This is a genomic window from Chromobacterium alkanivorans (genome assembly GCF_016937655.1).
GTDB lineage: Bacteria > Pseudomonadota > Gammaproteobacteria > Burkholderiales > Chromobacteriaceae > Chromobacterium > Chromobacterium alkanivorans.
The window spans coordinates 12,426-38,579 of record NZ_JAFHKL010000008.1; the positions used below are offsets into that span (position 1 = coordinate 12,426).

Here is a 26,154-nt window from a genome sequence, read left to right on the forward strand (position 1 = left end):
CCGCTCCGGCGGAGTTGCCCGCGGCGGACGCACCAAGTTGGCGCGGCCCGGCGGGCATTAAAGCCGGCTTTATCAGTGTCTAAATCCGGCATCAAGCCGCTGTTAGCGCGGCCCGCGGAAAAGGATTTGTTTTTTCAACAGAAAATTTAACTTTTCCCCTGACGCCGTTCGCGCGCCGTCGGGGTATCCTTACCCGTCCGGCCAATGGCTCTCCTGCGGCCGGATTGTATTTTTGCACTGTGATGAATAAGGATATTGACAAGGCGAACCATAGTCGTTCTCTGAGTTATGCACATTTGCTAGTCAGAGTTCAGGTCCTTGTCAAGCCGATTGCTCATGTTTTTTTGATCAATTTAAGTCTTTGAAAACAAAGAGAAAAATAATTGATTAATTTTTGCGCAATCTAACGGAAATGTTGATCTGGGGCCGTTTCGACCTCTAGGCGACAGCTTGTTCACAAAGTTATCCACAGCATCTGTGCACAGTGGCCGCAAAGCCTTGTCACAACAGCATTTGTCTTCGGGGGCGCACCGGATGGGGCAGCAAAGCATCGTGCAAGTGGCCGTGGACGTGCCGCTGCCAGGTACGTTCAGTTACCTGACCCAGTTGTCTGTCATGGCCGGGCAAAGAGTGGCGGTTTCCTTCGGGCCGCGCCGGCTGTGTGGCGTGGTTGTCACGGATATACCTCAGCAGGGTATCGATCCGGCCAAGCTCAAGCCGGTGGTGTCCGTGCTGTCCGGCCTGCCGCCGCTGCCGGAAGATTTCATGGCCCTGGTCCGTTTCGCCGCCGATTACTACCACCATCCGCTGGGACAGGCGCTGTTCACCGCCTTGCCCACCGGCCTGCGCGAGCCCCGGGACATCGTCTTGCCGGATGAACGCCCGTACGCGCTGACCCCGCAGGGCGAGGCGGAAGCGCCGCCGGCGCGCCAGCGCGCCCGGCTGGCGCTGTGGCAGGCGCTGCAGGACGGCGCGTTGACGCTGGCCGCCGCCAAGGCGGTGACGCCGCAGGCCGGCAAGGTGCTGGCGGATTGGCTGGCGGAAGACAAGGTGCGCCGCGTGGCGCCGGAGCCCGTCCCTTTGCGGGTGGCGGACAGCCCTGAACTGAACGACGAGCAGCAGGCCGCGCTGGACGCCTTGCGCGGCCAGGCCGGCTACCAGCCCTGGCTGCTGCACGGCATTACCGGCAGCGGCAAGACCGAAGTCTATCTGCGGCTGATCGCCGATCATCTGGCCGCCGGCCGCCAGGCGCTGGTGCTGGTGCCGGAAATCAATCTGACCCCGCAGCTGATCACGCGCTTCACCCAGCGCTTTCCGGACAGCCGCATCGCGGTGCAGCACAGCCATCTGGCCGATGGCGAGCGCCTGAGGGGCTGGCTGGACGGCTGGCAGGGGCGCGCCGACGTGATGATAGGCACCCGGCTGTCGGTGTTCACGCCGCTGCCGCGCCTGGGCCTGATCGTGGTGGACGAAGAGCACGACGGCTCCTTCAAGCAGCAAGACGGCTTGCGCTACCATGCGCGCGATCTGGCGATCTGGCGCGCGCGCCAGGCCGGCGTGCCCATTGTGCTGGGCTCGGCCACGCCCAGCCTGGAGACCATGGCCAATGTCGAGGCCGGTCGTTACCGCCGGCTGTCCCTGAGCCGGCGCGCGCACGGCGCGGCGCGGCTGCCGGAGGTGAGGCTGGTCGACGTGCGGCGGCAAAAGCTGGCCGAAGGCCTGTCCGAACCGGTGATCCAGGCGCTGCGCCAGCGGCTGGCGCGCGGCGAGATGAGCCTGGTGTTCATCAACCGCCGCGGCTTCGCGCCGGTGGTGGCCTGCACCGATTGCGGCTGGACCAGCGGCTGCCCACGCTGCTCCGCCAAGCTGGTGGTCCATCTGCTGGAGCGCAAGCTGCGCTGCCACCATTGCGGCTGGGAAGAGGCGGTGCCGCGAGCCTGCCCGGATTGCGGCAACCCCGACATCAAACCGCTGGGCGAAGGCACCCAGCGGCTGGAGTCCGCGCTGACGCGCTTGTTCCCCGAGGCGCGCATCCTGCGCATAGACCGCGACACCACCAGCCGCAAGGAAGCCTGGGACGAGATCTACCGCAAGGTGCACGCCGGCGAAGTGGACATGCTGGTGGGCACCCAGATGCTGGCCAAGGGCCACGACTTCGGCACCCTGTCGCTGGTGGTGGCGCTGGGCGCGGACGGCGGCCTGTATTCCGCCGATTTTCGCGCCTCCGAGCGCCTGTTCGCGCAGCTGATGCAAGTGGCCGGCCGCGCCGGCCGCGCCGAGGCCGCCGGCGAGGTGCTGATCCAGACCCAGTGGCCGGATCATGAGCTATACCAAGCGCTGACGCGCCACGATTTCGACGGCTACGCCAAGGCCCTGCTGGACGAGCGGCGCATCGCCGGCTTCCCGCCCTGCGCCTACCAGGCGCTGCTGCGCGCCGACAGCCCCAGCCTGGAACTGGCCACCGCCTTCCTGGCCGAAGTGCGGCGGCTGGCCGAGCCGCTGGCGGCGCAGGTGCTGATCGCCGGCCCGGCGCCGGCGCTGATGGCGCGCTTGGCCAACCGCGAACGCGCCCAGTTGGTGCTGGAAGCGCCGCAAAGGCAGGCGCTGCACGGATTTTTGAATCAATGGCTGCCGCAGGTGGAAGCGGCGGCCAAACGCCATGGACGCGGCCTGCGCTGGTCGCTGGACGTGGACCCACAGGACATGTGACCGCTCAATGAAAGCAAAAACGAAATCAAGCCTGCTGGCGGCCTGCCTGCTGCTGTCTGCCTTGCCGGCCCGCGCGCTGGACTTGCACGGCCTCAAGCCGGAGGAGGTGGCCGTCTGGGCCGCGCCGGTGGAGAGCGGCAAGACCCTGGCCGGCCATCGCGCCGACAGCGCGGTCAATCCGGCCTCCACCATGAAGCTGATCACCAGCTGGAGCGCGCTGAACCTGCTCAAGCCCGGCTACCGCTGGCACACCGGGCTGTGGTCCGCCGCGCCGCTGCGCGACGGCGCGCTGCAAGGAGATCTTTACTGGCTGGGCGCCGGCGATCCGCGCTTCAACAACGACAGCCTGCTCAATCTGCTGTACGGCCTGCGGCTGCGCGGCGTGCAGCGGATAGACGGCAAGCTGCTGCTGGACAAGAGCGCCTTCAAGGGCGCGTCCAGCGCCCACGACTTCGACGAAGACGCCGGCCGCGCCTTCACCGTGGAGCCGGACAGCCATCTGACCAATCTGAAAGTGGCCTGGCTCAACTTCTACGTCGACGCCGGCTGCGCGCGCGTGGCGCTGGATCCGCCGTTGGCCGGCGTCAGCGTCAACGCCAAGCTGCAGGCCGGCGGCCAGGGCGGTCCGAGCGATTGTTCCGACGTGCGCCGCTATGTCAGCATCGCCAACGATTTGCGTTCGGTCACCGTCAGCGGCACCTTGCCGCCCAGCTGCGACGGCGTCAAAACCTTCGTCAACGTGCTGGATCACGACGCTTTCGCCAGCCAGGACTTCGCCGCCCTGTGGCAGGCGCTGGGCGGGGCCGGGCCCAAGGGCGCGGCGCAGGGACGAGTGCCGGCCGGCGCGCGCGAACTGGCCGGCCACGACTCGCAGCCGCTGACGGTGGCGATCAGCGACATCAACAAATACAGCAACAACACCATGGCGCGCACCCTGTTCCTGACCTTGGGCAAGGAGGGCGGAGGCGGCGAGGACACCCGCGCCAACGCCGAGCACGCGGTGAGGCGCCTGCTGGCCGCCAACGGCATTTCCGATGAAACGCTGGTGTTGGAGAACGGCTCCGGCCTGTCGCGCCGCGAGCGGGTCAGCGCTAGGCTGATGGGGCAGGTGCTGCTCAACGCCGCGCGCGGGCCGTACGCCAGCGAATTCCTGGCCAGCCTGCCCATCGCCGGCGAGGACGGCACCTTGCGCAAGCGCTTCGCCGAGCAAGGGCCGCGGCTGCGGATGAAGACCGGCACCCTGAAGGACGTCAAGGCGCTGGCCGGCTACTGGCTGGGCGCGGACGGCCGCCGGCTGGCGCTGGCGGTGATCGTCAACAGCCCGCGCGCGCCGGAGATGGGCAAGGCGATGGACCAGATCGTCGCCGATCTGATCGACCGCTTCGAGGCGTCCAAATAAGAAGCTGGCGGCTTGACGGTTTCGGCGCGCGCGGCGGGAGTATAATATTCGGTTTTGCGCGCTCCTCGCCGGAGCGCCGGATTCCGCGAGAGCCATCGATGAAACCCGTAACCATGTACACCACCGCGGTATGCCCCTACTGCATCCGCGCCAAGCAAATCCTCAGCGCCAAAGGCGTGGCCGAGATCAAGGAAATCCGCATCGACCTGGACCCGGTCGAGCGCGACAAGATGATGGATCTGACCGGCCGCCGCACCGTGCCGCAGATCTTCATCGGCGATACCCATGTAGGCGGCTGCGACGATCTGGTCGCCTTGAACCAGGCCGGCAAGCTGGACCTGCTGCTGGCCGACTGAGCCGGCTTGCCCGCGATCAAGCCGCCGCTTGGCGGCGGTTGGCCCTGCGGCGCTTTCGTGCGATGATGCAGGCCTGTTTTAACCATTCCAAAACCGGCCGCTTGCGAGCGGCCTCCGTGTGAGACGAAGAGATGAGCGAACAACAAGAGCTGCAGCCGGCGTTTTCCATCGAGAAAATCTACGTGAAGGACATGTCCCTGGAAGTGCCTGGCGCGCCGCAGGTGTTCCTGGAGCAAGAACAGCCGGAAATCGACATGCAGTTGGCCAGCGAAGGCAAACAGCTGGACGACGGTTTCTACGAAGTGACCCTGACCGTGACCGTGACCGCCAAACTGCCGGAAAAAACCATGTTCCTGTGCGAAGTGGGCCAGTCCGGCATCTTCCAGATCCGCAACGTGCCGGCCGAAGACATCGACCCGATTCTGGGCGTGGCTTGCCCCAACATCCTGTTCCCCTACGCGCGCGAAGCCGTGTCCAGCGTGGTGAACCGCGCCGGTTTCCCGCCGGTGCTGCTGTCCCCGATCAACTTCGAGGCCCTGTACATGCAGCAACGCGCGCAACAGGCCGAAGCCGGCAACGCCTGAGGCGAAACCAGCGATGAAACGCCTCGTATACCCGCTGCTGGCGCTGAGCCTGGGCCTGCTGTCCCACGGCGCCGCCGCACTTGAGTTTCGCTCGGTCAAGGAAACCGGCGTGGCGCTGTACGAGGCGCCGACGCTCACTTCGAAGAAGCTGTTCGTGGTGAGCCGCTATTACCCGGTGGAAGTGCTGAGCAGCCAGAAAGAATGGTCGCGCGTGCGCGACGCCACCGGCGGCATCGCCTGGATTCCGGCCGCCGCGCTGTCCAAGCAGCGCTGGCTGCTGATCACCGCCGACAAGGCGGAAGTGCGCGCCGCGCCGGCCAACGACGGCCCGCTGGCCTACACCGTGCCCAAGGACGGCGTGGTGGAGCTGCAAGAGCCGCCCAAGGGCGGCTGGGTCAAAGTGCGCCACCGCGACGGCAGCATCGGCTATGCTCGTATTACCGACCTCTGGGGCTTGTAAGGGCTACGCATGAAACTGGCCATCCTGGGCGCTGGCGCGTGGGGCACCGCCCTGGCCATCGCCTTCGCCCGTCACCATCAAGTCACGCTGTGGGCGCGCGACGCCAATCAGGTGGCCGAACTGGCCGCCAAGCGCGTCAACCAGCGCTATCTTCCCGATTGCCCGTTCCCGGACGCGCTCAAGCTGTCCGCGGAACTGCCGCGCGCCATCCACGACGCCGAACTCATCCTCATCGTCACGCCGATGGCCGGTCTGCGGCCCACGCTGCGGGCGCTGACCGCGCTGTCCTCGCAACTGCCGCCGCTGCTGTGGGCCTGCAAGGGCTTCGAGGCCGGCTCCAGCCTGCTGCCGCACCAGGTGGTGGCCGAGGAGCTGCCGGCCAACCACCGCTGCGGCGTGCTGTCCGGCCCCAGCTTCGCCCGCGAAGTGGCGCAGGGCTTGCCGGCGGCGGCGGCCATCGCCTCCGACGACGAAGCCTTCGCCCGGCAAGTGGCGCGCGACCTGCACAGCCCGCTGCTGCGCCTGTACGCCAACGCCGACCTGGTGGGGGTGGAGGTGGGCGGCGCGGTCAAGAACGTGATGGCCATCGCCACCGGCGTGGCCGACGGCCTGGAGTACGGCATGAACGCCCGCGCCGCGCTGATCACCCGCGGCCTGGCCGAAATCACCCGCCTGGCCACCGCGCTGGGCGCCAGCCAGCACACCATGATGGGTCTGGCCGGCATGGGCGATCTGATCCTCACCTGCACCGGCGCGCTGTCGCGCAACCGCCAAGTGGGCCTGAAGCTGGCCGAGGGCAAGCCCTTGCAGCAGGCGTTGCAAGAGCTGGGCCACGTCGCCGAAGGCGTGGCCACCGCCCGCGAAGTGCTGACCATGGCGGAGCGGCTGGAAGTGGACATGCCCATCACCGCCGCGGTTTGCGGCCTGCTCTACCAGGGGCACGATCCGCAGCGGGTGGTGCTGGGCCTGCTCAGCCGTTCGCCCAAATCCGAGGATGGCGATCTATTGCAGTAAGGCCCCCGCTTGGATCGGATGCGACAACAGCCGCCTTGGCGGCTGTTTTTTGTCCTTGCAGCGAGCGCGCCCCTTAGTCTCTGCCTTTGGCGGAAACGAGGGCGAGGGGCTGGCTGCTTTTGTTGGATACCTTGCTTGAATCTGAGAATGCAGAATACTTTTCCCTTTGTAGAAGAAACGCGTTTTGGCAATTGGTTCCTGAATACGGCCACCTGGAAAGTGCACGTCTTGCGGCGCGCCTTGAACGATCTGGAGCGGATGATGCCGCCGCGGCGCGCGTTCGCCCGGGTGTTGGACGTGGGCTGCGGGTTTGGGCATTCCTTCGACGAGCTGGCCCGCAGATTCGCGCCGGACGAGATCGTGGCGCTGGACGCGGATCCGGCGATCGAACAGCGTGCGCGCCCGGCCGCCGACCGCTGCCCGAGCAAAGTGACGCTGGCCTTCGGCAATGCGTCGCGCATGGAGTACGCCGACGAGAGTTTCGACATGGTGTATTGCCACCAAAGCTTCCACCATCTGGTGGAGCAGGAGGCGGCGATGCGGGAGTTCTTCCGGGTGCTGAAGCCGGGCGGGGTGCTGCTGTTCGCCGAGTCGACCAGGCGCTACATCCACTCCCTGCCTATCCGTCTATTGTTCCGCCACCCGATGGAGATTCAGAAAACCGCCGACGAATACCTGGGCCTGCTGCGCGGGGCCGGTTTCGACCTGCCGGACGCGCGCGTGTCCATGCCCTATCTGTGGTGGAGCCGGCCGGACTTGGGCGCGCTGGAGTGGTTTGGCTTCAAGGTGCCGCAGAAGCGCGAGGAAACCCTGGTCAACGCGGTGGCGATCAAACCGGCCGTTTAATCCCGCGGCGAGGTTTTTGTTGCGCTTGCGACAAAATGGGACGGATTCGTAACCATCGTTTAATGCCGTATGCTTGTTTGCTTGTTGGCTGAGTGTGAACAATTTAGAATACGCTCCTTTTTTTGATTGACAGGCTTGCGGATGGCGGAAGTGACAATGAGCGGCGAACCCACGCTGGCGATTCGGCGTTGGGCGGCTTGGATGCCGGGCCGCGAGTCGGCCGCCGACTGGGCGCAACGGCCGTTGCAGAAGGCCGAGGCGCCCGTCGCGTATCCGGACTGCCGTTTTGTCGACGCGTCGCAGCGGCGTCGCTTGAGCCCGCTGGCGCGCATCTGTCTGCATTTGGCCCAAGCGTGCGCGGTGGACGTTCCGGCGGCGAAGCTGGTGTTCGCCTCCCGTCATGGCGAGGTCAACCGCACGCACTTGATGCTGGAAGACATCGCCGCCGACTCGCCGGTGTCCCCGACGGTGTTCGGGCTGTCGGTCCATAACGCGATTGCCGGCATGCTGTCCTTGCTGCGCCGCGACGCGTCGGCGGCGAGCGCGGTGGCCGCCGGCGAACAGACTTTGGGTTACGGCCTGCTGGAGGCGGCGCTGGAAGCGGCGGCGGATCCCTCGCAACCGGTGCTGCTGCTGTTCGCGGACCTGCCCCTGCTTCCCTTCTATCAAGGCGCCGACGACGGTCTGGATCAGCCTCAGGGACTGGCGTTGCTGTTGCAAGCCGGCGCGCCGCGCTGGAGCTTGCGGCAGGACGCGCATGCGCGCGCGCCGGAGGGCTGGCCGCAGCCGGCCTGGCTGGCGCACGGGCTGGCCGGCGAGCGGCCGCGGCTGGAGCTGAACGGCTGGAGGCTGTGCCGTGAGGGGGCTTAATTACTGCTGGCGCTTGTTGATGACGGCCTTGGCGTTCTCCTTGTTCAGCGAGGGCGCTTTGTTGCTGACCTTGGTGGTGTTTCCGGCTTTGCGGCTGGTGCCCAAGCGCAACGGCCGCCGCCAGCGGCTGGCGCGCGCCATCATCCAGCGCGCTTTCGCCCTGTTCATCGCCTTCATGCGCCGCAGCGGCATCATGACGCTGCGCATGAACGGCGAACGGCAACTGGAACAGGCGCGGGGCACGCTGGTGCTGGCCAATCACCCGACCCTGATCGACGTGGTGGCCATCATCGCCCGCATGCCCAACGCCAACTGCGTGGTAAAGGCCGCGCTGTGGGACAGCCCCTTCCTGGGGGGCGTGGTGCGCGCCGCCGGCTATATCCGCAACGACGATTCCGGCAGCTTGATCGCGGACTGCGCCGCCTCGCTGCGACGAGGCGACAACCTGCTGATCTTTCCGGAGGGCACGCGCACCGTGCCGGGGCGCGAGCTCAAGTTTCAACGCGGCGCCGCCCATATCGCGCTGGCGGCTCAGGCCCCCATCTTGCCGGTGACGCTGAGCTGCAGCCCGTCCACGCTGACCAAGGACAAGCGCTGGCACCAGATTCCGCCGCGGCGTTTCGACTTCGGCCTGGACGCCGGCCGGCCGCTGGCCTTGGCGGAGCTGTTGCCGGCTGATACGCAGCCGTCGCTGGCCTCCCGCCGTTTGAGCGAGGCCTTGCAACATTATTTCAGCCAAACATTGGCAAGGAAGGAAAGCTGGACATGAATGCGCTGGAACATGAAATCAAGTTGTTGATCATTTCGGCCTTGGAACTGGAAGACGTGAGCGCCGAGGATATCGACGCCGCAGCGCCGTTGTTTGGCGAAGGATTGGGCTTGGATTCCATCGACGCGCTGGAATTGGGCGTGGCATTGAAAAAGACATACAAGGTGAAGCTGGAAGCCAACGATCCCGCCACCAAGGCGCATTTCGCCTCGGTGGCCAGCCTGGCTCGCTTTGTCGCAACGCAACAGGAAGCATGAGAATGACCCGTGAGCAAATTTTGAATGAACTGAGGATCATTCTGCAGGACACTTTCGAGATCGAACCGCAACGCGTGACGGCGGAGGCCAATCTGTTCGTCGATCTGGAGCTGGACTCCATCGACGCGGTGGACCTGGCGATCAAGCTGCAGCAGTTGACCGGCAAGCGCATCAAGCCGGACGGATTCAAAACGGTGCGCACCGTGGATGACGTGATCACCGCGGTTGAGCAATTGCTGGCCGCCTGAGATGTCGGCGACGCGCCTGTTGGCGGCGCTGGGCGCTTGTTGCTATCCGCTCGCCGTCTTTCTGGGCCTGCAATATTTCTCGCCCCGCGCGGTGGGCGCCGCCTTGCTGCTGCTGCTCTTGCTGCGCTACCGGCGGCAAAGCCGCGCGCTGTGGCGCGATCTGGCCGCGGCCCAGCGCGGCGCCTTGCTGGGCATGATCGTCCTGTCCGCGCTGGTGGCGCTGACCGGCAGCGCCTTGCTGCTGCGCTTGACGCCGGCCTTCATCAGCCTGTCCATGCTGTGGGTGTTCGCCCATTCGCTGCGCCATCCGCCCACGATGATTGAACGCTTCGCCCGTCAGATCACGCCGGACTTGCCGCCGGAAGGCGTGGTCTACACTCGGCGCGTGACCCGCGTCTGGTGCGGATTTTTCGTCTTCAACGCGGCGGCGGCGCTGTATACCGCCTTGCCGGCGGGGCAGGCGTTCTGGCTTTGGTACAACGGCCTGGCGTCCTATCTGTTGATGGGCGCCTTGTTCGGCGGCGAATGGCTGTACCGGCGCTGGCGTTTTCCCGAGGCGCGGACATGAGCTTGCTGGCCCTGGAGCATTTGTTGAGCGGCGAGCGCGATCCGGAGCGGGTGGCGGCCTTGCGCGACGGCCGGCCCTTGTTGTGGCGAGACTTCACCGGCGCGGTGGCCGGCGCGGCCGCCACGCTTGAACCCGGCCGGCGCTATGCCTTGATCGCGGCGGACGCCTGGCTGTTCGCCGTCGGCCTGTTTGCGGTTTGGCGCGCCGGCGCTGAGGCGATGGTGCCCAACAACGCCTTGCCCGCCACCTTGAGCGCGCTGGCGCCGGCTTTCGACGAGGTGTTGGACGACGCCGCGCTGCGGGCGCGGATGAGCGCGCCGGCCGCGTCAGCGGCGACGCAGGCCTTGGACGGGGAGGGCTGCCGGCTGACCTTGTTCACCTCCGGCTCCACCGGCGAGCCCAAGTCCATCGTCAAATGCCTGCGGCAGCTCTCGGCCGAAGTCGCGGTGCTGGAGCGCAGTTTCGGCGCGCAGGCCGGCGACGCCTGCGTGCTGGCGACGGTGCCGCATCATCATATTTACGGGCTGCTGTTTCGTCTGCTGTGGCCCTTGAGCGCCGGCAGGGTGTTCGAAGCGACGCCGCATTTCCTGCCGGAGGACTTGCTGGAGGCCGCCGCCGGCGTGGGCCGGGCGGTCTTGATCGGCAGTCCGGCGCAGCTGTCGCGGCTGCCCGAGCTGATCGACCTGCCGGCCTTGCTGTCGCGGACGCGCTTGTGCGTGTCCTCGGGCGGCCCGCTGCCGGCCGACGCCGCAGCCGCTTTCGCCGCCGCCGGCGGCGAGCCGCCGCTGGAGATCTTCGGCAGCACCGAGACCGGCGGCGTGGCCTGGCGCCGTCAGCTCGACGGCGACCGCGCCTGGACGCCGCTGCCCTCGGTGAGCTGTTCCGTCGGCGAGGAGGGCGCTTTGCGGGTCGCGTCGCCCTTCCTGCCGGACGACGCGCCCTGGCTGGCCTCGGACGCCGTCGAGTTTCTGCCGGACGGCCGCTTCCTGTTGCAAGGGCGGCGGGACCGGGTGGTGAAACTGGCGGAAAAGCGGCTGTCGCTGGGCGAGCAGGAACAAAGACTGGCCGATCATCCGTGGCTGGCCGCCGCCGCTCTGCTGGTGCTGCCGGGGCGGCGCGACACGCTGTGCGCCGTCGTCGCGCTGTCGGCGCAGGGGAAGGAGCAACTCCATTCCCTGGGCAAGCTGGCCGTGCAGCAGACGCTGCGGCGCTATCTGGCGGCCTGGTACGAGCCGGTGCTGCTGCCGCGCCGCTGGCGCTTTGTCGACCTCCTGCCGCAGACCGAGCGCGGCAAGCCGGACCGGACGGCGATGCTGGAGCTGTTTTGAATTGGAAGGTATTGGCGCAATGACTCCCTCGCAGGCTTTCATGCCTCCTTATTCCGTGTTGGAACAGACGGAGGACGCCTGCCGCGTGGCCATCCCGCTGGCGGCGGACGCGGCCTGCTTTGACGGACATTTTCCGGGCTTCCCGGTGCTGCCCGGCGTGGTGCAGCTGCATTGGGCGGTGAGCATCGCCGCCCGGACGCTGGGCGCCGCCGGCGTTTTCGCCGGCATGGATCAGATCAAGTTCACCGGCATCGTCCAGCCGGGCGACGCCCTGGAGCTGGCCTTGCAGCTCGACGCGGCCGCCGGCCGCGTCAGCTTCGTCTACGAAGTGGAGGGCCGCAAGATGTCTTCCGGCCGGCTGCGGATGCAAGCGCAATGAGTTTTCGCCCCTGTCTGATCATTCCCTGTTACAACCATGGTTCCACCATGGGCGGAGTCTTGGAGCGGCTGCGGCCTTACGGCGTGCCCGCCTGGGTGGTGGACGACGGCAGCGACGAAGCCACCCGGCTGACGCTGGAGGCGCTGGCGCGCGCGGAGCCCTGGGTGCGGCTGCTGCGTTTGCCGCGCAACGGCGGCAAGGGCGCGGCGGTGACGCACGCGATGCGGCTGGCCTACCAAGAGGGTTACAGCCACGCCTTGCAGGTGGACGCTGACGGCCAGCACGCGCTGAGCGACGTGCCGCGCTTTTTGGAGCGGGCCGCGCAGCGGCCCGACGCGGTGATCGCCGGCCGCCCCCTGTACGACGCCAGCGTGCCCAAGGCCCGCTTGTACGGCCGCTACCTGACCCATTTCTGGGTGTGGGTTGAAACCTTGTCCTTCGACATCGCCGACTCCATGTGCGGTTTCCGCTGCTACCCGCTGGCGGCGACGGAAGCCTTGCTGCGGCGAACCCGCATTCCGCGGCGGATGGATTTCGACATCGAAATCATTGTACGTCTGCATTGGGCCGGCGCGCCGGTACTCAACCTGCCGACCAGGGTGACGTATCCGCCCGGCGGACTCTCCCATTTCGACGCCCTGCGCGACAATGCGCGCATCAGCCTGATGCACACCCGGCTGGCCTTGGGCATGCTGCCGCGCGCGCCGCGGCTGCTGCGCCGGCGTTGGCGCGAGGCGCGCGCGTGAGCTGGGCCGCCACCGCGGAGCGCGGTTCGCTGTTGGGCATGAAAATCCTGCTGTGGTTCTACCGCCTGCTGGGCGCGCGCTCGGTACGGCTGCTGCTCTATCCCATCGTCGCCTACTTCTTCCTCACCGGCCGCGCCGCCCGCGCCGCCTCCCGCGACTTTCTGCGGCGCGCGCGCACCGCCGACGGCGATTCGTCGCCGGTCCGCGCGCTGGACGTCTACCGCCACCTCTACAGCTTCGCCGAGGCCGCCGCCGACAAAATGGCGGCTTGGGCCGGCGGCTTGCCGCCGGAAGCGGTGGCCGCGCCGGGCAGCGACGATATGCGGGCGCTGCTGGCGAGCGGGCGCGGGGCGCTGCTGGTGGGCTCCCATCTGGGCAACCTGGAAATGTGCCGGGCGCTGGGGCACGCGGCCGGCGCGCGCCGGGTCAACGCCGTGGTCTACACCCGGCACGCCGCGCGGTTTTCCCGTTTGCTGGCCGCGGCCAGCGGCGACTACGCCGTCAACCTGATCCAGGTGCAGGACATGGGCGTGGACACCGCCATCCTGCTCAAGGACAAGATAGACAACGGCGAGTGGGTGGTGATCGTCGGCGACCGCACCCCGGCCAGCGACAACGGCCGGGTGCAGCGCGCCGAATTCCTGGGCGGCTCCGCCGCCTTCGCCGAGGGGCCGTGGATTCTGGCCAGCCTGCTCGAATGTCCGGTCTACCTGCTGTTCTGCCTCAAGGAGAAGCGGCGCTACCGCATTGCCTTGGAGCCGTTCGAGGAAAGACTGCGCCTGCCGCGCCGCGAGCGCGGCGAAGCTCTGCGGCGGACGATTCAGCGTTACGCCGATCGCCTGGCCTGGCATGCGCGGCGCTCGCCGCTGCAATGGTTCAATTTTTACGATTTCTGGCGCGCTTAGCCGGAATCAAAGCTGCCGCGTGGCGCGGCGAGAAAGAGTCCGTAGTGATGAAGAGCAAGGAGGCGCTCAGCGTGGGCGCCGGACGTTTGACGATTGAGGACGTGTGCGCGGTGGCGCAGGGACAAGTGCGGGCGGAGCTGGCCGGCGGCGCGTTTCCGGAGCGCATCGAACGCGGCGCCGCCTTCCTGGCCGGCCTGCTGGCCGAGGGCGGCGAAGTCTACGGCGTCAACACCGGTTACGGCGACAACTGCACGGTGACGATTCCCGCCGCGTTGGTGGCCGAGCTGCCGCTGCACCTGACGCGTTACCACGGCTGCGGCCTGGGCGACTACCTGGACGAGGCGTCCACGCGCGCGGTGCTGCTGGCCCGGCTCAACTCCCTGTCCCAGGGCGTGTCCGGTGTGCGCTGGCTATTGCTGCAGCGGCTGGCCGCCTTGCTGCGGCACGACGCGCTGCCGCTGATTCCGGCCGAGGGCTCGGTGGGCGCCAGCGGCGACCTGACGCCGCTGTCCTATGTGGCCGGGGTGTTGTGCGGCGAGCGCGAAGTGCGTTACCGGGGCCAAGTGCGGCCGGCGGCGGAAGTGCTGGCCGAACTGGACCTGCCGCCGCTGACGCTGGCGCCGAAGGAAGGACTGGCCTTGATGAACGGCACGGCGGTGATGACCGGCCTGGCCTGCCTGGCCTTCGCCCGCGCCGAATACCTGACCCGGCTGAGCGCGCGGCTGACCGCGCTGTCCTGCCTGGCCTTAAAGGGCAATCGCGGCCATTTCGCGCCGGAGCTGTTCGCGGTCAAGCCGCATGAAGGGCAGAACCAGGTGGCCGCCTGGATCTACGCCGACCTGGACGACGGCGGCGAAGCGCGCGAGCAGATCCGCCTGCAAGACCGCTACTCCATCCGCTGCGCGCCGCATGTCATCGGCGTGCTGCGCGACGCCTTGCCCTGGCTGCGCCGCGACATCGAGAACGAGCTGAACAGCGCCAACGACAATCCCATCATCGATCCGGACCTGGAGCGGGTGCTGCACGGCGGCCATTTCTACGGCGGCCATATCGCCTTCGCCATGGACGGCATGAAGAACGCGGTGGCCAATCTGGCCGACCTGATGGACCGGCAACTGGCGCTGCTGGTGGACACTCGCTACAACCACGGCCTGCCGCAGAACCTGTCCGGCTCGCGCGGCGAACGCGCCGCGATCAACCACGGCTTCAAGGCGGTGCAGATCACCGCCTCCGCCTGCACGGCGGAAGCGCTGAAGCTGACCATGCCGGCCTCGGTGTTCTCCCGCTCTACCGAATGCCACAACCAGGACAAGGTCAGCATGGGCACCATCGCCGCGCGCGACGCGCTGCGCGTGTTGCAGCTGACCGAACAAGTGGCGGCTTGCCTGACCCTGGCGGCGGCGCAGGGCGTGCGCTTGCGGCAACAGTCCGGCGAACTTGACCTGGCCCGGCTGCCGCCGGAGCTGAGCGACTTCGTCGCCGAGCTGGAGACGCTGTCCCCCTTCCTGGACGAAGACCGCCGCCAGGACGGCGAGCTGCGCCTGGCGATAGAGCGGATTCAGCAACGCGCCTGGAGCCTGTATTGATGACGGTGGACCTTAAAGCGGCCGCGAGCTTGCCGGCGGCGGAGATCGAAATCGAGATTCCTTTCCACGACGTGGACGTGCTGCACGTGGCCTGGCACGGCCATTACGTGAAGTACTTCGAGCTGGCGCGCACCGCGCTGCTGCGCAGCTTCGACTACGACTACCCGCAGATGCGCGATTCCGGCTACGCCTGGCCGGTGACCGAGTGCTACCTGAAATACGTGCGCCCGGCGCGTTACGGCCAGCGGGTGATCGCGCGCGCGCAGCTGACGGAATACGAAAACCGCCTCAAGGTGGTTTACCAGCTGCGCGACGCGCTCAGCGGCGAAAAACTGACCCAGGGCCACACCGTGCAAGTGGCCTTGGACCTGGCCGACGACATGGCGCTGCAATTCGTCACGCCGGCGGTGTTGTGGAACAAGCTGGGCATCCCATGCGAGGAATGACGATGTTGAAACCGTGGACGCGCCGCGCATGCGGCTTGTTGCTGCTATGCCTGGCCGGGGCCGCGCCGTTGGCGCAGGCCGAGGATTTGCTGAGCCAGATTTCCAGAAAGCTGGCGGCGAACTCGATCTTGCACGCGGATTTCGCGCAGAGCCGGCGCATGGCCGCCTTGAAAAAACCGTTGCAGCTGTCCGGGCGCATGGTGTTGTCGCGTGACAGCGGCGTGATCTGGTCCATCGTCAAACCATATCAGTTGGGCTATGTGATGACGCCCAAGGGCGTCAGCGAACTCCTGCCCGACGGCAGCCGCCGCGAGCGGGCCAGCCGCGACATCCCCGGCATCGGCTCGGTGGAAGGCTTGTTCCGCGGCTTGCTGGCCGGGGACAGGAACTTGCTGCAGCAGCACTTCGCGGTGGAGGCCAAGGGCAGCGCCGCCGCCTGGACCTTGTCGCTGACGCCCAAGCCGGGGCCCTTGCAAAAAGGCCTGGGCGCGGTCGAGCTCTCCGGCTCCGCGCAACTGGAGCGCGTATTGCTGACCGAACCCGGCGGCGACAGCACGCAGATCCGCTTCAGCCGCATCGACGCGCAAAGCCTGTTGAGCGCCGAGGAAAGCCGCTTGCTGGGAGGGCGTTGATGCGCAAGCGTTTTTACGGCTGGCTGGCGCTGATGCTGCTGTGCCTGGCCTCGCTGCTGCCCTATCTGGGCCAGCCCTTGCCGGTGCAGACCAATATGCTGGCGATGCTGCCGGACGACGCGCGCCAGCCCGAGGTGGAGCGCGCGCTGGCGCAACTGGCGGCCAAGGCGGGCGAACGTCTGGTGCTGATGGTGGGCCATAGCGATCCGGCCCAGGCCAGCCTGCTGGCGGAGCGGATGGCCGCCCGGCTGCGCGCCCAGCCGGCCTTGCGTTCGGTTCAAGGGAGAATCGGCGAGGTGGACCCGGCGCGCCTGCTGCGGCCTTACGCCCCTTACCGGCACGGCCTGCTGACCGACGCCGACAGCGCAGGGCTGCGGCAAAACCCGCAAGCGTATCTGGAAACCCTGCTGCTGCGTCGCTTGAGCCTGCCGGGCCAGGGCGCTTTCGGCCTGCCGCTGGCGGAAGACCCCTTCGGCCTGTTCGGCAATGTGCTGGCCGCGCTGCCCATGGCCAAATCGTCGTTGCAGATCAAGGACGGCTGGCTGGCGGCGGAGCGCGACGGCGTGTCCTGGCGGCTGTTGACCGCGCCCTTGAGCGGCGACGCCTACGATCCGGCGCTGCAGCAAGCCCTGAGCCGCGAAGTGGCCGAGCTGCGCGCGCTGGCGGAGGCCGACGGCGGCAAGCTGGCCGCCACCGGCGCGGTGCTGTTCGCCAGCGAGGCGCGCGGCGGCGCCGAAGCGGAAATGAATATGATAGGCAGCGTGTCGATGGCGGCCGTCATCGGCCTGATGCTGCTGGTGTTCCGTCGGCTGCGACACCTGGCCCTGTCCGGCGCGGTGATCGCCGCCGGCACGCTGACGGCGGTGGCCGCCACCCTGGCGGTGTACGGCCAACTGCACCTGCTGACCCTGGTGATGGGCGCCAGCCTGATAGGCGTGGCGATAGACTACTCGACCCATCTGTTCGCCAGCCAGTTGCAGGACGGGCCGGATTGGGACGTGGAGCGGGCGCTGGCCGCCATTCATCCGGCCATCCGCATGGGGCTGCTGACCACGCTGCTGGGTTACGGCGCGCTGGCCTTGCTGCCCTTCCCGGGGCTGCGCCAGATCGCCTTCTTCTCCACTGCCGGCCTGGTCGGCGCCTACCTGACCGTGTTGTGGTGCGTGCCCTGCTTTGTGCGCCAGGCCGCGCCGGCGTCGGCGCGGGGCATTCTGCCGCCGATAGGCCGCGTCTTCGACCGCTACTGCCAATTCATGCGCGGCCGCCGCCTGGCCGCGCTGCTGCTGGCGCTGAGCGCTTTGTCCTTGCCGGGGCTGGCCCGCTTGCAGGCGGACGACGACGTGCATCAGCTGATTCGGCCGTCGGCGGACCTGTTGGCGCAAGAGCACTTGATTCGAGAGCTGGCGGGGCAGGGCAACAGCCGCCAGTTCTTCCTGCTGGAAGCGCCCAGCGAAGCCGCTTTGCTGCGTCTGGGGCGGCAGCTGGACGGCCGCCTCGACCAACTGGTGAGCGCCGGCCAGCTGCAAGGCTACCAATCCTTGTCCAGCCTGCTGCCGCCGCCGGAGCGGCAACAGGCCGACCACGCGCTGCTGCGGGACGCGATGCGGCGCGCGGGTCGGCAAGTGCTGCTGGACGCCGGCGTGCGCGACGAGATCGCCGACGGCTATCTGGCCGGCCTGGCGCGACCGGCGCCGCCGTTGACGACGGAAACGCTGCTGGCCCAGCCGCTGGCCGCGCCGCTGCGCCATCTGTGGCTGGGGCCGCGCGACGGCGTCTGGCGCATGGCGGTGATGCCGGGCGATTTCCAGAAACTGGACGCCTTGCGGCAGGCGGCGCAAGGGCTGAGCGGCGTGACCCTGGTGGACAAGGCCGCCAGCGTGTCCGATCTGTTCCGCCAGTTCCGCGAAGCCTCCACGCTGATGTTCGCGCTGTCGCTGCTGGCCATCGTGGCGCTGATGCAACGCCGCTACGGCTGGCGGCGCGCGCTGTTGCTGGCCGCGCCGGTCAGCCTGGCGGTGCTGTTCACCCTGGGCGCGCTGGGCTGGCTGGGCGTGAGCGCCAATCTTTTCGTCGTGCTCGGCTTCCTGATGGTGCTGGGCGTGGGCGTGGACTACGCGATCTTCGTGGAGGAAGGCCGCCGCCACCACCAGCAGGCGGCCTTGCTGGCGGTGGGGCTGTCGGCCCTGACCACGCTGTTGTCCTTCGGCTTGCTGGCCGCCAGCGCCACGCCCGCGGTCAGCAGCTTCGGTTTGACCCAATTGATAGGCGTGGGCCTGGCGGTGCTGCTGGCGCCCATGGTGACCTTGTTCAAGACCGGGGACGCGGGACGGGCCGAGCCATGTTGAAACTGCTGCCCCTGCTGCTCTTGCTCACCGCCTGCGCCGGCGGCGGCCATTGCGTCCGCCTGCCGCAAACCCCGGCCTATTGCCTGCGGCCACCGGCCGAGACCTATGGCGCCAGCCAACTGGTGACGGCGAGCGGCCGCGGTTTTCGCGAACTGTCCTTGCTGCAGCTGGAGGCCGATGGGCAGCGGCTGTCGCTGGCGGCCTTGTCGCCGCTGGGCCAGCCCTTGCTGAGCGCCGGCTGGGACGGCCGCCGCTGGAGCGCGAGCTCGCCGTTCGGCCGCCGGGTCAGCGAGCAGGGGCCGGCGATGCTGGCCCTGGCGCAATGGCTGCATCTGCCTGAGGCCGCCGTGCTGGACGGCTTCGGCCGCGCGCCCGCCTGGTGGCTGCACGCGGCGGACGGCCAGCGTCGGCTGATGAACGGCGACCAAACCTTGCTGATCGACGCGCCGACGCCCAAGGGACGGCGCGTCCGGCTGCCGCAGCTGGGCATGACGCTGGAGATCGAATCCTTGGCGGCGATGGCGCCGGAGGCTCAATGACGGTTTATCTGAACGAATTGGCGATGATCAACGCGCTGGGCCGCGAGCTGCCGGAGATTCACCGGCGCTTGCTGGCCGGCGACTGCGGCGGCATGTGCGAGGAGGCCGGCGCGGTGGTGGGCCGGGTGGCGGGCGCGCTGCCGGAGATCCCGGCGGAGCTGGCCCGCTACGACAGCCGCAACAACAGGCTGCTGCTGGCCGCGCTGGAACCCTTGCGCGTCCGCGTGGAGGCGCTGGCCGCGCGTTACGGCCGTCATCGGATCGGCGTCGTGCTGGGCACCAGCACCTCCGGCATTCTGGAGACGGAGCTGGCGGTCGCCGCCGCGGCGGCCGGGCAGGCGTTGCCGGAGGGTTACGACTACGTGCAGCAGGAAATGGGCAGCCCGGCCTTGTTCCTGGCCGAGCTGCTGGGGTTGGACGGCGTCGCCTACGTCGTCTCTACCGCCTGCTCCTCCAGCGCCAAGGCGGTGGCCGCCGCCGCCCGGCTGCTGTCGCAGGGGCTGTGCGACGCGGTGATTTGCGGCGGGGCGGACAGCCTGTGCCAGCTGACTCAGCGAGGCTTCGCCGCCCTGGAGTCCGTCAGCCCGGACTTGTGCCAGCCTATGAGCGCGCGGCGCCGCGGCATCAATATCGGCGAGGGCGCCGCCTTGTTCATCGCCAGCCGCGAGCCGGGCCCGGTGGCCTTGCTGGGCTACGGCGAAAGCAGCGACGCCTGGCATATGTCGTCGCCGCATCCGGAAGGCCGCGGCGCGGAAGCGGCGATGCGGCAGGCCTTGAGCATGGCCGGCGCCGAGGCGGCCCAGGTGGGCTATGTGAATTTGCACGGCACGGCCACCGTCAAGAATGATGAAATGGAGAGTCTGGCGATGACGAGGGTGTTTCCCGACGGCGTGCCGGCCAGCTCCACCAAGCCCTTGGTCGGCCATCTGCTGGGGGCCGCCGGCGCCACCGAGCTGGGCTTCTGCTGGCTGGTGCTGAGCGACCGCCGGCGTCGCCTGCCGCCGCATGTCTGGGACGGCGCGGCGGACCCGGCCTTGCCGGCGCTGAATCTGACGCCCGCCGGCGCGACGCTGCCCGCGGGGCGGCCGCTGGTGATGAGCAACTCTTACGCCTTTGGCGGCAATAATGTGTCGCTGTTGCTGGCGGCAACAGCGGCGGACGAGAACGAACACGCATGATGTTACCGGCTATCACCGAAGTTTTGCCGCACCGCGGCGGCATGTTGCTGCTGGAGGCGCTGCTGCGTTACGACAGCGAAGGCCTGACGGCCAGCGCCACGCCGGACGCGGCGGCATGGTACGCCGACGCCGACGGCAATATGCCGGCCTACATCGGCATCGAACTGATGGCGCAGGCGGTGGCCGCCTGGGTGGGCCTGACCGCGCGCCAGGCGGGGCTGCCGGTCAAGCAGGGCGTGCTGCTGGGCACGCGCCGCTACCAGCCGGCCTGCGCGGCGTTCGCCGCCGGGCGGCCGCTGCGGGTCAGCGCCAGTCCGGTCTACCGCGACGAGTCCGGCATGGGGTCCTTCCTGTGCCGGATCGATTGCGGCGAAGACCGGCTGGCCGAGGCCACCGTCAATGTGTTCGAACCGGAAGATTTCGCCTTATTTCTGCAGGAAAGCAGCGCACAATGAAAAAAAGAATCCTGATCACCGGATCCAGTCGGGGCATAGGCCGGGCAGTGGCCTTGCAACTGGCGAGAGACGGCTTCGACGTGGCCATCCACTGTCGCAGCCGTCTCGAAGAAGCGGAGGCCGTGGCAGCGGCCGCCCGCGCGGAGGGCGCGGCGGCCACGCTGATGCAGTTCGACGTCAACGACCGCGAGGCCGCGCGCGCGGCCATCGAGGCGGACATCGCCGCCAACGGCGCGTTCTGGGGCGTGGTGCTGAACGCCGGCGTGACCCGCGACAACGCCTTCCCGGCGCTGGAGGGCGAAGACTGGGACCTGGTGGTCAACACCTCGCTGGCCGGTTTCTACAATGTGACCCATCCCTTGATCATGCCCATGGTCCGCGCCCGCAACGGCGGCCGCGTCGTCACCCTGTCCTCCGTCTCCGGCGTGATGGGCAACCGCGGGCAAGTGAATTACAGCGCGGCCAAGGCGGGCCTGATCGGCGCCACCAAGGCGCTGGCGGTGGAGTTGGCCAGCCGCAAGATCACGGTGAACTGCGTGGCGCCGGGCCTGATCGACACCGACATTCTGGAAGGCGTTCCGGTGGAGGAGGCCTTGAAAATGGTGCCGATGAACCGCGTGGGGCGGCCGGAGGAAGTGGCGGCCCTGGTGGCCTTCCTGATGTCCGAAGGCGCCGCCTACATCACCCGTCAGGTGATAGGCGTGAACGGGGGCATCGTCTGATGCGCCGCGTCGTGATCACCGGCATGGCGGGCATCACCAGCCTGGGCCATGACTGGCCCACCATCGCGGCCAAGATCCAGGCCGGGCGCAACGGCGTGCGCGCGATGCCGGAGTGGGAGAACTTCCCGGACCTGAACACCCGCCTTGGCGCGCCGGTGGACGACTTCGCGTTGCCGGCACATTACCCGCGCAAGATGTCGCGCGCGATGGGGCGGGTGGCGCAAATGGCGGTGTGCGCCACCGAACGCGCCTTGCTGGACGCCGGCCTGTTGCAAGACCCCTGCATCAAGGACGGCCGCATGGGGGTGGCCTACGGTTCCTCGTCCGGCAGCGTGGCGCCGATACAGGCCTTCGGCCAGATGCTGGCCACCGGCTCCATGGCCGGCGTCACCTCCACCAGCTACATCCAGATGATGAGCCACACCGCCGCGGTCAATATCGGCTTGTATTTCGGCCTGACCGGACGAGTGATTCCCACCGCCAGCGCCTGCACCTCCGGCAGCCAGGCCCTGGGCTACGCCTACGAAACCATACGCTTCGGCCGCTGCGATCTGATGATAGCCGGCGGCGCGGAGGAAATGTCGGCCGGCGGCGCGGCGGTGTTCGACACCTTGTACGCCACCAGCCAGCGCAACGACGAGCCGGCGCATACGCCGCGGCCCTTCGACCGCGACCGCGACGGCCTGGTGGTGGGCGAGGGCGCCTGCACCCTGGTGCTGGAAGAGCGCGAGCACGCGCTGGCGCGCGGCGCCGTCATCTATGCCGAAATCTGCGGTTTCGGCACCAATTCAGACGGCAGCCACATCACCCAGCCGGAAGCGCCGACCATGGCGCGCGCGATGCAGCTGGCGCTGGACGACGCCGGCCTGTCCGCCGGCGCGATAGGCTACGTCAACGCCCACGGCACCGCCACCGATCGCGGCGACATCGCGGAAACCCAGGCCACCGCCGCCGTGCTGGGGCGGGCGCCGATCAGCTCGCTGAAAAGCTATTTCGGCCACACCCTGGGCGCCTGCGGCGCGCTGGAAGTGTGGCTGACGGTGGAAATGCTGCGCGCAGGCTGGCTGGCGCCCACGCTGAACCTGGATCAGGTGGACCCCGCCTGCGGCGAACTGGATTACCTGACCGGCGAGATCCGCCGGGCCGATGTCGAATACGCGATGAGCAACAACTTCGCCTTCGGCGGCATCAACACATCCCTGATTTTGAAACAGGCCGGCTAAAGCGGCCAGGAGAGAAAACATGCGTCAATTACGCGCTTATATTGCAGCCTTGTTTTTGGCGATGATCGCCGTTTCCGCGCAGGCCGCGCCGGCCAGCGTGCCGGTGCGCGACGTGAGCGACCAACTGGTGGCGCGCATGGACGGCAAGCCGATGAGCGCGGACATGCTGCGTCGCGCCATCATCGCCGGCGCCGGCAGCAAAGGCTGGGTGGTGGTGGACGACGGCGAAGGCAAGCTGCTGGCCAGCCTGGACGTGCGCGGCAAGCATCAGGCCAAGGTGGCCATCAGCTACGGCGCGGACCGCTACAGCGTCAAATACCTGTCCGCCAACAACCTGAACGTGGAAACCAAGAGCGAGAACAAAAACTACAGCGGCGCCGCCGAAAAAGCGCCGGTGGGCACCACGCTGATCCATCCCAACTACAACCGCTGGGTCGCCATCATGGTGCAAGAGATCCAGTCTTCGGCCAACCAGATCGCGCCTTGAGCATGAAGCGTCGCGTCGTCGTCAGCGGCTATGGCCTGGCCAGCCCCATCGGCAACGATGAGGCGACGGCGCTGGCGGCCTTGCGCGACGGGCGCAGCGGCATTGCCGCGCGGCCGGATTTCGCCGAGCAAGGCATGAGCAGCCGCGTGGCCGGCGCGCCGCGCCGCGACGACATCGCCTTGCCGCCGCGCAAGCTGCAACGCTTCATGGCGGACGCCGCCCTGTACGGCTGGCACGCGGCCCAGCAGGCGATTGCGCAGGCGCGGCTGCCGGCCTCCGTCCTGCGGCATCCGCGCACCGGCCTGGTCGTCGGTTCCGGGGTGGGCTCGGCGGCCAGGCTGAGCGAGGCGATGGCCATCCTGGCCAGCCGCGGCATCCAGCGGCTGACGCCTTACTACGTGCCGCAGATCATGGGCAACACCGTGTCGGCCAATCTGGCCACCCACCTGGGCATCCAGGGGCTCAGCCTGGGCGTGACCTCCGCCTGCGCCACCTCCGCGCACGCCATCGGCTACGCTTTCGAACAGATTCAGTTCGGCAAACAGGACGTGATGCTGGCCGGCGGCGCGGAAGAAGTCAGCTGGCAATCCGCGGTGCTGTTCGACGTGATGGGCGTGCTGGCAGCCGGCGACGCGGCGGCGCCGGAAGCCTCCTCCCGTCCTTATCACGCGGACCGCGACGGCTTCGTCATCGCCGGCGGCGCGGGCGTGCTGGTGTTGGAGGCGCTGGAGCACGCGCTGGTGCGCAAAGCCCCCATCATCGCCGAGCTGGCCGGCTACGCCGCCGGCAGCGACGGACACAGCATGGTGGCGCCCAGCGGCGCGGGGGCCGAGCGCTGCATGCGGCTGGCCTTGGCGGACGCCGGACTGGAGCGGGTGGATTACATCAACACCCACGCCACCGGCACTCAGCAAGGGGACCGCGTCGAAGTCGAGGCCGTGCAGGCCGTGTTCGGCGCCGACGCCGTGCCCGCCTTCTCCTCCACCAAGGGTTTGACCGGCCACGCGATCGCGGCGGCCGGCGCGATGGAAGCCATCTTCAGCCTGCAGATGATGAGCCACGGCTTCGTCGCCGGCTCGCCGCAGTACGGCGCGCTGGACGATTGCCTGGCCGGCCTGCCGCTGGTGCGGCGCGTCCGGGCGGCCCGGCTGGACAGCGTGCTGTGCAACAGCTTCGGCTTTGGCGGCGCCAACGCCTGTCTGGTGTTCTCTCGCGCGGCGCTTTGACGCCGCCGCTTCTGGCTTACTTGAGCACCTGCGCCTTCAGCGCCACGCCCGCCATCAAGAAGCCGCTGCCGCACATATACTCCTTGGCGTTGCTGACCTCTTCAGACTTGTAATAACTGCGGATATTGACCACGGCGGAGCCGCCTTCCTTGCGCGCGCGCTCCTGGAACTCCAGTAGCGCGGAAATGAAGGCGCGCTGGCAGGCGGCGGCGTTGTCCTTGCCGAAGCTATTGGTTTTCTTATTGCTCACCCATTCGCCCAGCACCTTGCCTTTGCCGCCGCGGGCAAAGCGGAAGGTGATGCTTGGGTCCAGCTTCTCCTTGGCCAGATCGGTGTTCAAGGCGTCTTCGATGGACAGCATCAGTTTTTCATCCGCGGCGTGAGCGGCGGCGGGCAGCGCCAGCGCGCCGGCCAGCAGCAGGGGAGCGAACAGTTTGTGCAGAGTCATGGGTTTGGCGATTCGGCTGTTAAGAGGCTGATGGATGACGCCGGCCGCGCGGAAGCCGCGCCGCCGCGTCGAATCGAGGAGCAGGAGTTTACCCGTGCGCGCAACCCATTCCAAAGACATTATTAACATTGAAACGGCGCCGCGCGCCGCGCCTCCGGTTGACCTCCGCCGGAAAGGCCGTCCAGCGCGCGGACGCTTTCAACGCCGCGCCTGCAGCGCGTCCAGGCCCTGTTGCAGCCATTGCTGCGCCGGCTCCAGCGTCAGATGCAGCACATTGCAGGGGCAGGGCTGTTCCTTGGCCTGCGCCAACAGCGCCAGCACCGCGCGCAGGCTGTCGTGGCCCTTGCGCAGATCCAGCAGGGCGCTGCGCAAGCCTTGCTCGCGGGCGTAGAGCTGGCCTTCCAGCCGTTTCAAGGTGGCCGGCGCCACGCTGTTGAACGGGCGCAATTCGGAGAGCAAGGTATTCAGCGGAAGAGAGGGAGACAGCAGGGCGCGATAGCGCCGGGTTTGGTGCGTCATCGGAAGACTCCTGTGCGAAGCCTGCCTTCGCTGCTACGCGGATTTGGCAGGCGGATGACGAGGGTAGCAGACCGGCCGCACAGACACACCGGCAGGCGCACGCGTGCGCCTCCCCGCCACCGCCTGCCTTGGTGGGGCCGGTCTGTGGCGAGTCTGACGCTTTCGGGCTGCTACACCCAAATGCCGCGGAATGAGGCGGCACGCGGCGATTGTTACTGATTGGGGGTAGGGGGTCAAGCCGGTTGCTTTGGCGAGGCGGAAGGGCCGCAGCCGGGCGCGGTCGGCGCTTCCGGAGAGAAGTAGCGCCGCCAGAAAGCCTCGCGGCAGGCGTTGTTGAAGCTGATGTGGCCGGGCTGGATGGCGTCGCCGGACGGCTGATGGATCACTTCATAGCGAATCCAGCATTCGGCGCAGGCGGCCTCGGCCGGATAGTCGTCCTGTTCCGTCGTCCGCTGGATTACCGCGCCGTCGTCGAAAACATAGGTGGACTGCTCCGCAACGACGGTATAGCCCTGATCCGTCCAGCTGTCCCGGCTTGAGCCGTCCAGGCGCGCGCGGCGCGGGGAAGGGGCGTCCAGGATGGCGTTGACGTAGTTGACCAGATGATTCATGCGCGCACTGCTTGGATAGGGCGGAAGGCTGTAATGGTAGGCGCAAACGGGGCGGGGGTGAAGCGGAAGGACAAAACAAAAAAGCCCTGATTGCTCAGGGCTTCAATGTCTGGTTCTGGCGGAGAGGGAGGGATTCGAACCCTCGGTACGCTCGCACGTACGCCTGATTTCGAGTCAGGTACATTCGACCACTCTGCCACCTCTCCGACTCAGAGTGGGGCATTCTATTGGGCAAGGGATTGCCTGTCAATAGCCTTGTCGCGGCTAGCCATAAAAAACGCCGCCCGGAGGGCGGCGCA

30 protein-coding genes and 1 tRNA gene are annotated in these 26,154 nt (G+C 67.9%); 27 read left to right on the top strand and 4 right to left on the bottom strand.

What is annotated here, in order from left to right:
• Window positions 1-534 precede the first annotated feature (534 nt).
• The 27 genes from JW897_RS14820 (at window position 535) to JW897_RS14945 (ending at window position 24,277) form a co-directional block, all read left to right on the top strand.
• Window positions 535-2,709, top strand: coding sequence for a primosomal protein N' (locus JW897_RS14820; protein ID WP_205466780.1), 2,175 nt, complete (start codon window positions 535-537; stop codon window positions 2,707-2,709).
• Window positions 2,710-2,716: 7 nt separating this feature from the next.
• Window positions 2,717-4,108: a D-alanyl-D-alanine carboxypeptidase/D-alanyl-D-alanine endopeptidase gene (gene dacB / locus JW897_RS14825; protein WP_205466782.1), complete on the top strand. Its 1,392-nt coding sequence runs from the start codon at window positions 2,717-2,719 to the stop codon at window positions 4,106-4,108.
• 98 nt (window positions 4,109-4,206) lie between these two features.
• Complete coding sequence (gene grxC / locus JW897_RS14830) at window positions 4,207-4,464, top strand: glutaredoxin 3 (protein WP_048412450.1); 258 nt, start codon at window positions 4,207-4,209, stop codon at window positions 4,462-4,464.
• 131 nt (window positions 4,465-4,595) lie between these two features.
• A complete protein-coding gene (gene secB / locus JW897_RS14835) occupies window positions 4,596-5,048 on the top strand; it encodes a protein-export chaperone SecB (protein ID WP_048412451.1) in 453 nt (150 codons plus the stop codon).
• A gap of 13 nt (window positions 5,049-5,061) precedes the next feature.
• Window positions 5,062-5,508, top strand: a complete 447-nt coding sequence (locus tag JW897_RS14840) for an SH3 domain-containing protein (RefSeq protein WP_048412452.1) — start codon at window positions 5,062-5,064, stop codon at window positions 5,506-5,508.
• A 9-nt stretch (window positions 5,509-5,517) separates the two neighbouring features.
• Window positions 5,518-6,522, top strand: a complete 1,005-nt coding sequence (locus JW897_RS14845) for an NAD(P)H-dependent glycerol-3-phosphate dehydrogenase (RefSeq protein ID WP_205466784.1) — start codon at window positions 5,518-5,520, stop codon at window positions 6,520-6,522.
• Window positions 6,523-6,669: 147 nt separating this feature from the next.
• On the top strand, window positions 6,670-7,368 hold the full coding sequence (locus tag JW897_RS14850; RefSeq protein WP_048412454.1) for a class I SAM-dependent methyltransferase: 699 nt from the start codon (window positions 6,670-6,672) through the stop codon (window positions 7,366-7,368).
• Between the two features lie 141 nt (window positions 7,369-7,509).
• Window positions 7,510-8,238: a beta-ketoacyl synthase chain length factor gene (locus JW897_RS14855; RefSeq protein ID WP_205466786.1), complete on the top strand. Its 729-nt coding sequence runs from the start codon at window positions 7,510-7,512 to the stop codon at window positions 8,236-8,238.
• A gap of 19 nt (window positions 8,239-8,257) precedes the next feature.
• Complete coding sequence (locus tag JW897_RS14860) at window positions 8,258-9,007, top strand: lysophospholipid acyltransferase family protein (RefSeq protein WP_048412594.1); 750 nt, start codon at window positions 8,258-8,260, stop codon at window positions 9,005-9,007.
• Window positions 9,004-9,264, top strand: a complete 261-nt coding sequence (locus JW897_RS14865) for a phosphopantetheine-binding protein (RefSeq protein ID WP_043590868.1) — start codon at window positions 9,004-9,006, stop codon at window positions 9,262-9,264. Before JW897_RS14860 ends, JW897_RS14865 begins: the two co-directional genes overlap by 4 nt.
• A 2-nt stretch (window positions 9,265-9,266) precedes the next feature.
• Window positions 9,267-9,512 (top strand): acyl carrier protein, encoded by a 246-nt coding sequence (locus tag JW897_RS14870; RefSeq protein WP_081575821.1) that lies wholly within the window; start codon window positions 9,267-9,269, stop codon window positions 9,510-9,512.
• Window position 9,513: 1 nt separating this feature from the next.
• Window positions 9,514-10,080: a COG4648 family protein gene (locus JW897_RS14875; protein WP_205466788.1), complete on the top strand. Its 567-nt coding sequence runs from the start codon at window positions 9,514-9,516 to the stop codon at window positions 10,078-10,080.
• A complete protein-coding gene (locus tag JW897_RS14880; RefSeq protein WP_053077177.1) occupies window positions 10,077-11,408 on the top strand; it encodes an AMP-binding protein in 1,332 nt (443 codons plus the stop codon). Before JW897_RS14875 ends, JW897_RS14880 begins: the two co-directional genes overlap by 4 nt.
• 40 nt (window positions 11,409-11,448) lie before the next feature.
• Window positions 11,449-11,787 carry a 3-hydroxyacyl-ACP dehydratase FabZ family protein gene (locus tag JW897_RS14885; protein WP_161524213.1) on the top strand — a complete coding sequence of 113 codons (339 nt, stop codon included), beginning with the start codon at window positions 11,449-11,451 and terminating at the stop codon, window positions 11,785-11,787.
• Window positions 11,784-12,533, top strand: a complete 750-nt coding sequence (locus JW897_RS24375; protein WP_232060420.1) for a glycosyltransferase family 2 protein — start codon at window positions 11,784-11,786, stop codon at window positions 12,531-12,533. The genes JW897_RS14885 and JW897_RS24375 overlap by 4 nt, the downstream gene beginning before the upstream one ends.
• On the top strand, window positions 12,530-13,438 hold the full coding sequence (locus JW897_RS24620; protein WP_197082933.1) for an LpxL/LpxP family acyltransferase: 909 nt from the start codon (window positions 12,530-12,532) through the stop codon (window positions 13,436-13,438). Before JW897_RS24375 ends, JW897_RS24620 begins: the two co-directional genes overlap by 4 nt.
• 47 nt (window positions 13,439-13,485) lie before the next feature.
• The gene (locus JW897_RS14895; RefSeq protein ID WP_205466790.1) at window positions 13,486-15,024 is read left to right on the top strand and encodes an HAL/PAL/TAL family ammonia-lyase; all 1,539 of its coding nucleotides are present in this window, start codon (window positions 13,486-13,488) and stop codon (window positions 15,022-15,024) included.
• Entirely contained in the window at window positions 15,024-15,470 is a 447-nt protein-coding gene (locus JW897_RS14900) for an acyl-CoA thioesterase (protein ID WP_205466792.1), read from the top strand. The genes JW897_RS14895 and JW897_RS14900 overlap by 1 nt, the downstream gene beginning before the upstream one ends.
• A 2-nt stretch (window positions 15,471-15,472) precedes the next feature.
• Window positions 15,473-16,102, top strand: coding sequence for an outer membrane lipoprotein carrier protein LolA (locus tag JW897_RS14905; protein ID WP_205466793.1), 630 nt, complete (start codon window positions 15,473-15,475; stop codon window positions 16,100-16,102).
• Window positions 16,102-18,447 carry an MMPL family transporter gene (locus tag JW897_RS14910; protein WP_205466796.1) on the top strand — a complete coding sequence of 782 codons (2,346 nt, stop codon included), beginning with the start codon at window positions 16,102-16,104 and terminating at the stop codon, window positions 18,445-18,447. The genes JW897_RS14905 and JW897_RS14910 overlap by 1 nt, the downstream gene beginning before the upstream one ends.
• Entirely contained in the window at window positions 18,441-18,986 is a 546-nt protein-coding gene (locus tag JW897_RS14915; RefSeq protein WP_205466797.1) for a DUF3261 domain-containing protein, read from the top strand. Before JW897_RS14910 ends, JW897_RS14915 begins: the two co-directional genes overlap by 7 nt.
• Window positions 18,983-20,164, top strand: coding sequence for a beta-ketoacyl-[acyl-carrier-protein] synthase family protein (locus tag JW897_RS14920; RefSeq protein WP_205466798.1), 1,182 nt, complete (start codon window positions 18,983-18,985; stop codon window positions 20,162-20,164). The genes JW897_RS14915 and JW897_RS14920 overlap by 4 nt, the downstream gene beginning before the upstream one ends.
• On the top strand, window positions 20,161-20,619 hold the full coding sequence (locus JW897_RS14925) for a hotdog family protein (RefSeq protein WP_043590879.1): 459 nt from the start codon (window positions 20,161-20,163) through the stop codon (window positions 20,617-20,619). Before JW897_RS14920 ends, JW897_RS14925 begins: the two co-directional genes overlap by 4 nt.
• Complete coding sequence (locus JW897_RS14930; RefSeq protein ID WP_043590881.1) at window positions 20,616-21,341, top strand: 3-ketoacyl-ACP reductase FabG2; 726 nt, start codon at window positions 20,616-20,618, stop codon at window positions 21,339-21,341. Before JW897_RS14925 ends, JW897_RS14930 begins: the two co-directional genes overlap by 4 nt.
• The gene (locus JW897_RS14935) at window positions 21,341-22,564 is read left to right on the top strand and encodes a beta-ketoacyl-ACP synthase (protein ID WP_338030575.1); all 1,224 of its coding nucleotides are present in this window, start codon (window positions 21,341-21,343) and stop codon (window positions 22,562-22,564) included. The genes JW897_RS14930 and JW897_RS14935 overlap by 1 nt, the downstream gene beginning before the upstream one ends.
• A 19-nt stretch (window positions 22,565-22,583) precedes the next feature.
• Entirely contained in the window at window positions 22,584-23,051 is a 468-nt protein-coding gene (locus JW897_RS14940; protein ID WP_156187732.1) for a hypothetical protein, read from the top strand.
• Window positions 23,052-23,053: 2 nt separating this feature from the next.
• On the top strand, window positions 23,054-24,277 hold the full coding sequence (locus tag JW897_RS14945) for a beta-ketoacyl synthase N-terminal-like domain-containing protein (protein ID WP_205466799.1): 1,224 nt from the start codon (window positions 23,054-23,056) through the stop codon (window positions 24,275-24,277).
• Between the two features lie 16 nt (window positions 24,278-24,293).
• On the opposite strand, the gene JW897_RS14950 is transcribed toward JW897_RS14945, so the two are convergent.
• From JW897_RS14950 to JW897_RS14965, 4 genes are all read right to left on the bottom strand, one after another.
• Complete coding sequence (locus JW897_RS14950; protein WP_053077179.1) at window positions 24,294-24,725, bottom strand: hypothetical protein; 432 nt, start codon at window positions 24,723-24,725, stop codon at window positions 24,294-24,296.
• Window positions 24,726-24,923: 198 nt separating this feature from the next.
• Window positions 24,924-25,244: a hypothetical protein gene (locus JW897_RS14955; protein ID WP_043590888.1), complete on the bottom strand. Its 321-nt coding sequence runs from the start codon at window positions 25,242-25,244 to the stop codon at window positions 24,924-24,926.
• A 233-nt stretch (window positions 25,245-25,477) separates the two neighbouring features.
• Window positions 25,478-25,855, bottom strand: a complete 378-nt coding sequence (locus tag JW897_RS14960; RefSeq protein WP_205466800.1) for a hypothetical protein — start codon at window positions 25,853-25,855, stop codon at window positions 25,478-25,480.
• Between the two features lie 116 nt (window positions 25,856-25,971).
• A tRNA-Ser gene (locus JW897_RS14965) sits at window positions 25,972-26,061 on the bottom strand.
• Window positions 26,062-26,154: the final 93 nt, after the last annotated feature.

Coding starts and splice junctions, on each gene's coding strand:
- JW897_RS14950 (WP_053077179.1), bottom strand. CDS start 24,725: ATGACTCTGCACAAACTGTTCGCTCCCCTGCTGCTGGCCGGCGCGCTG.
- JW897_RS14885 (WP_161524213.1), top strand. CDS start 11,449: ATGCCTCCTTATTCCGTGTTGGAACAGACGGAGGACGCCTGCCGCGTG.
- dacB (WP_205466782.1), top strand. CDS start 2,717: ATGAAAGCAAAAACGAAATCAAGCCTGCTGGCGGCCTGCCTGCTGCTG.
- JW897_RS14905 (WP_205466793.1), top strand. CDS start 15,473: ATGTTGAAACCGTGGACGCGCCGCGCATGCGGCTTGTTGCTGCTATGC.
- JW897_RS14875 (WP_205466788.1), top strand. CDS start 9,514: ATGTCGGCGACGCGCCTGTTGGCGGCGCTGGGCGCTTGTTGCTATCCG.
- JW897_RS14945 (WP_205466799.1), top strand. CDS start 23,054: ATGAAGCGTCGCGTCGTCGTCAGCGGCTATGGCCTGGCCAGCCCCATC.
- JW897_RS14870 (WP_081575821.1), top strand. CDS start 9,267: ATGACCCGTGAGCAAATTTTGAATGAACTGAGGATCATTCTGCAGGAC.
- JW897_RS14915 (WP_205466797.1), top strand. CDS start 18,441: ATGTTGAAACTGCTGCCCCTGCTGCTCTTGCTCACCGCCTGCGCCGGC.
- grxC (WP_048412450.1), top strand. CDS start 4,207: ATGAAACCCGTAACCATGTACACCACCGCGGTATGCCCCTACTGCATC.
- JW897_RS14960 (WP_205466800.1), bottom strand. CDS start 25,855: ATGAATCATCTGGTCAACTACGTCAACGCCATCCTGGACGCCCCTTCC.
- JW897_RS14860 (WP_048412594.1), top strand. CDS start 8,258: ATGACGGCCTTGGCGTTCTCCTTGTTCAGCGAGGGCGCTTTGTTGCTG.
- JW897_RS14925 (WP_043590879.1), top strand. CDS start 20,161: ATGATGTTACCGGCTATCACCGAAGTTTTGCCGCACCGCGGCGGCATG.
- JW897_RS14895 (WP_205466790.1), top strand. CDS start 13,486: ATGAAGAGCAAGGAGGCGCTCAGCGTGGGCGCCGGACGTTTGACGATT.
- JW897_RS14845 (WP_205466784.1), top strand. CDS start 5,518: ATGAAACTGGCCATCCTGGGCGCTGGCGCGTGGGGCACCGCCCTGGCC.
- JW897_RS24375 (WP_232060420.1), top strand. CDS start 11,784: ATGAGTTTTCGCCCCTGTCTGATCATTCCCTGTTACAACCATGGTTCC.
- JW897_RS14955 (WP_043590888.1), bottom strand. CDS start 25,244: ATGACGCACCAAACCCGGCGCTATCGCGCCCTGCTGTCTCCCTCTCTT.
- JW897_RS14940 (WP_156187732.1), top strand. CDS start 22,584: ATGCGTCAATTACGCGCTTATATTGCAGCCTTGTTTTTGGCGATGATC.
- JW897_RS14900 (WP_205466792.1), top strand. CDS start 15,024: ATGACGGTGGACCTTAAAGCGGCCGCGAGCTTGCCGGCGGCGGAGATC.
- JW897_RS14920 (WP_205466798.1), top strand. CDS start 18,983: ATGACGGTTTATCTGAACGAATTGGCGATGATCAACGCGCTGGGCCGC.
- JW897_RS14935 (WP_338030575.1), top strand. CDS start 21,341: ATGCGCCGCGTCGTGATCACCGGCATGGCGGGCATCACCAGCCTGGGC.
- JW897_RS14840 (WP_048412452.1), top strand. CDS start 5,062: ATGAAACGCCTCGTATACCCGCTGCTGGCGCTGAGCCTGGGCCTGCTG.
- JW897_RS14850 (WP_048412454.1), top strand. CDS start 6,670: ATGCAGAATACTTTTCCCTTTGTAGAAGAAACGCGTTTTGGCAATTGG.
- JW897_RS14930 (WP_043590881.1), top strand. CDS start 20,616: ATGAAAAAAAGAATCCTGATCACCGGATCCAGTCGGGGCATAGGCCGG.
- JW897_RS14910 (WP_205466796.1), top strand. CDS start 16,102: ATGCGCAAGCGTTTTTACGGCTGGCTGGCGCTGATGCTGCTGTGCCTG.
- JW897_RS14820 (WP_205466780.1), top strand. CDS start 535: ATGGGGCAGCAAAGCATCGTGCAAGTGGCCGTGGACGTGCCGCTGCCA.
- JW897_RS14855 (WP_205466786.1), top strand. CDS start 7,510: ATGGCGGAAGTGACAATGAGCGGCGAACCCACGCTGGCGATTCGGCGT.
- secB (WP_048412451.1), top strand. CDS start 4,596: ATGAGCGAACAACAAGAGCTGCAGCCGGCGTTTTCCATCGAGAAAATC.
- JW897_RS14880 (WP_053077177.1), top strand. CDS start 10,077: ATGAGCTTGCTGGCCCTGGAGCATTTGTTGAGCGGCGAGCGCGATCCG.
- JW897_RS14865 (WP_043590868.1), top strand. CDS start 9,004: ATGAATGCGCTGGAACATGAAATCAAGTTGTTGATCATTTCGGCCTTG.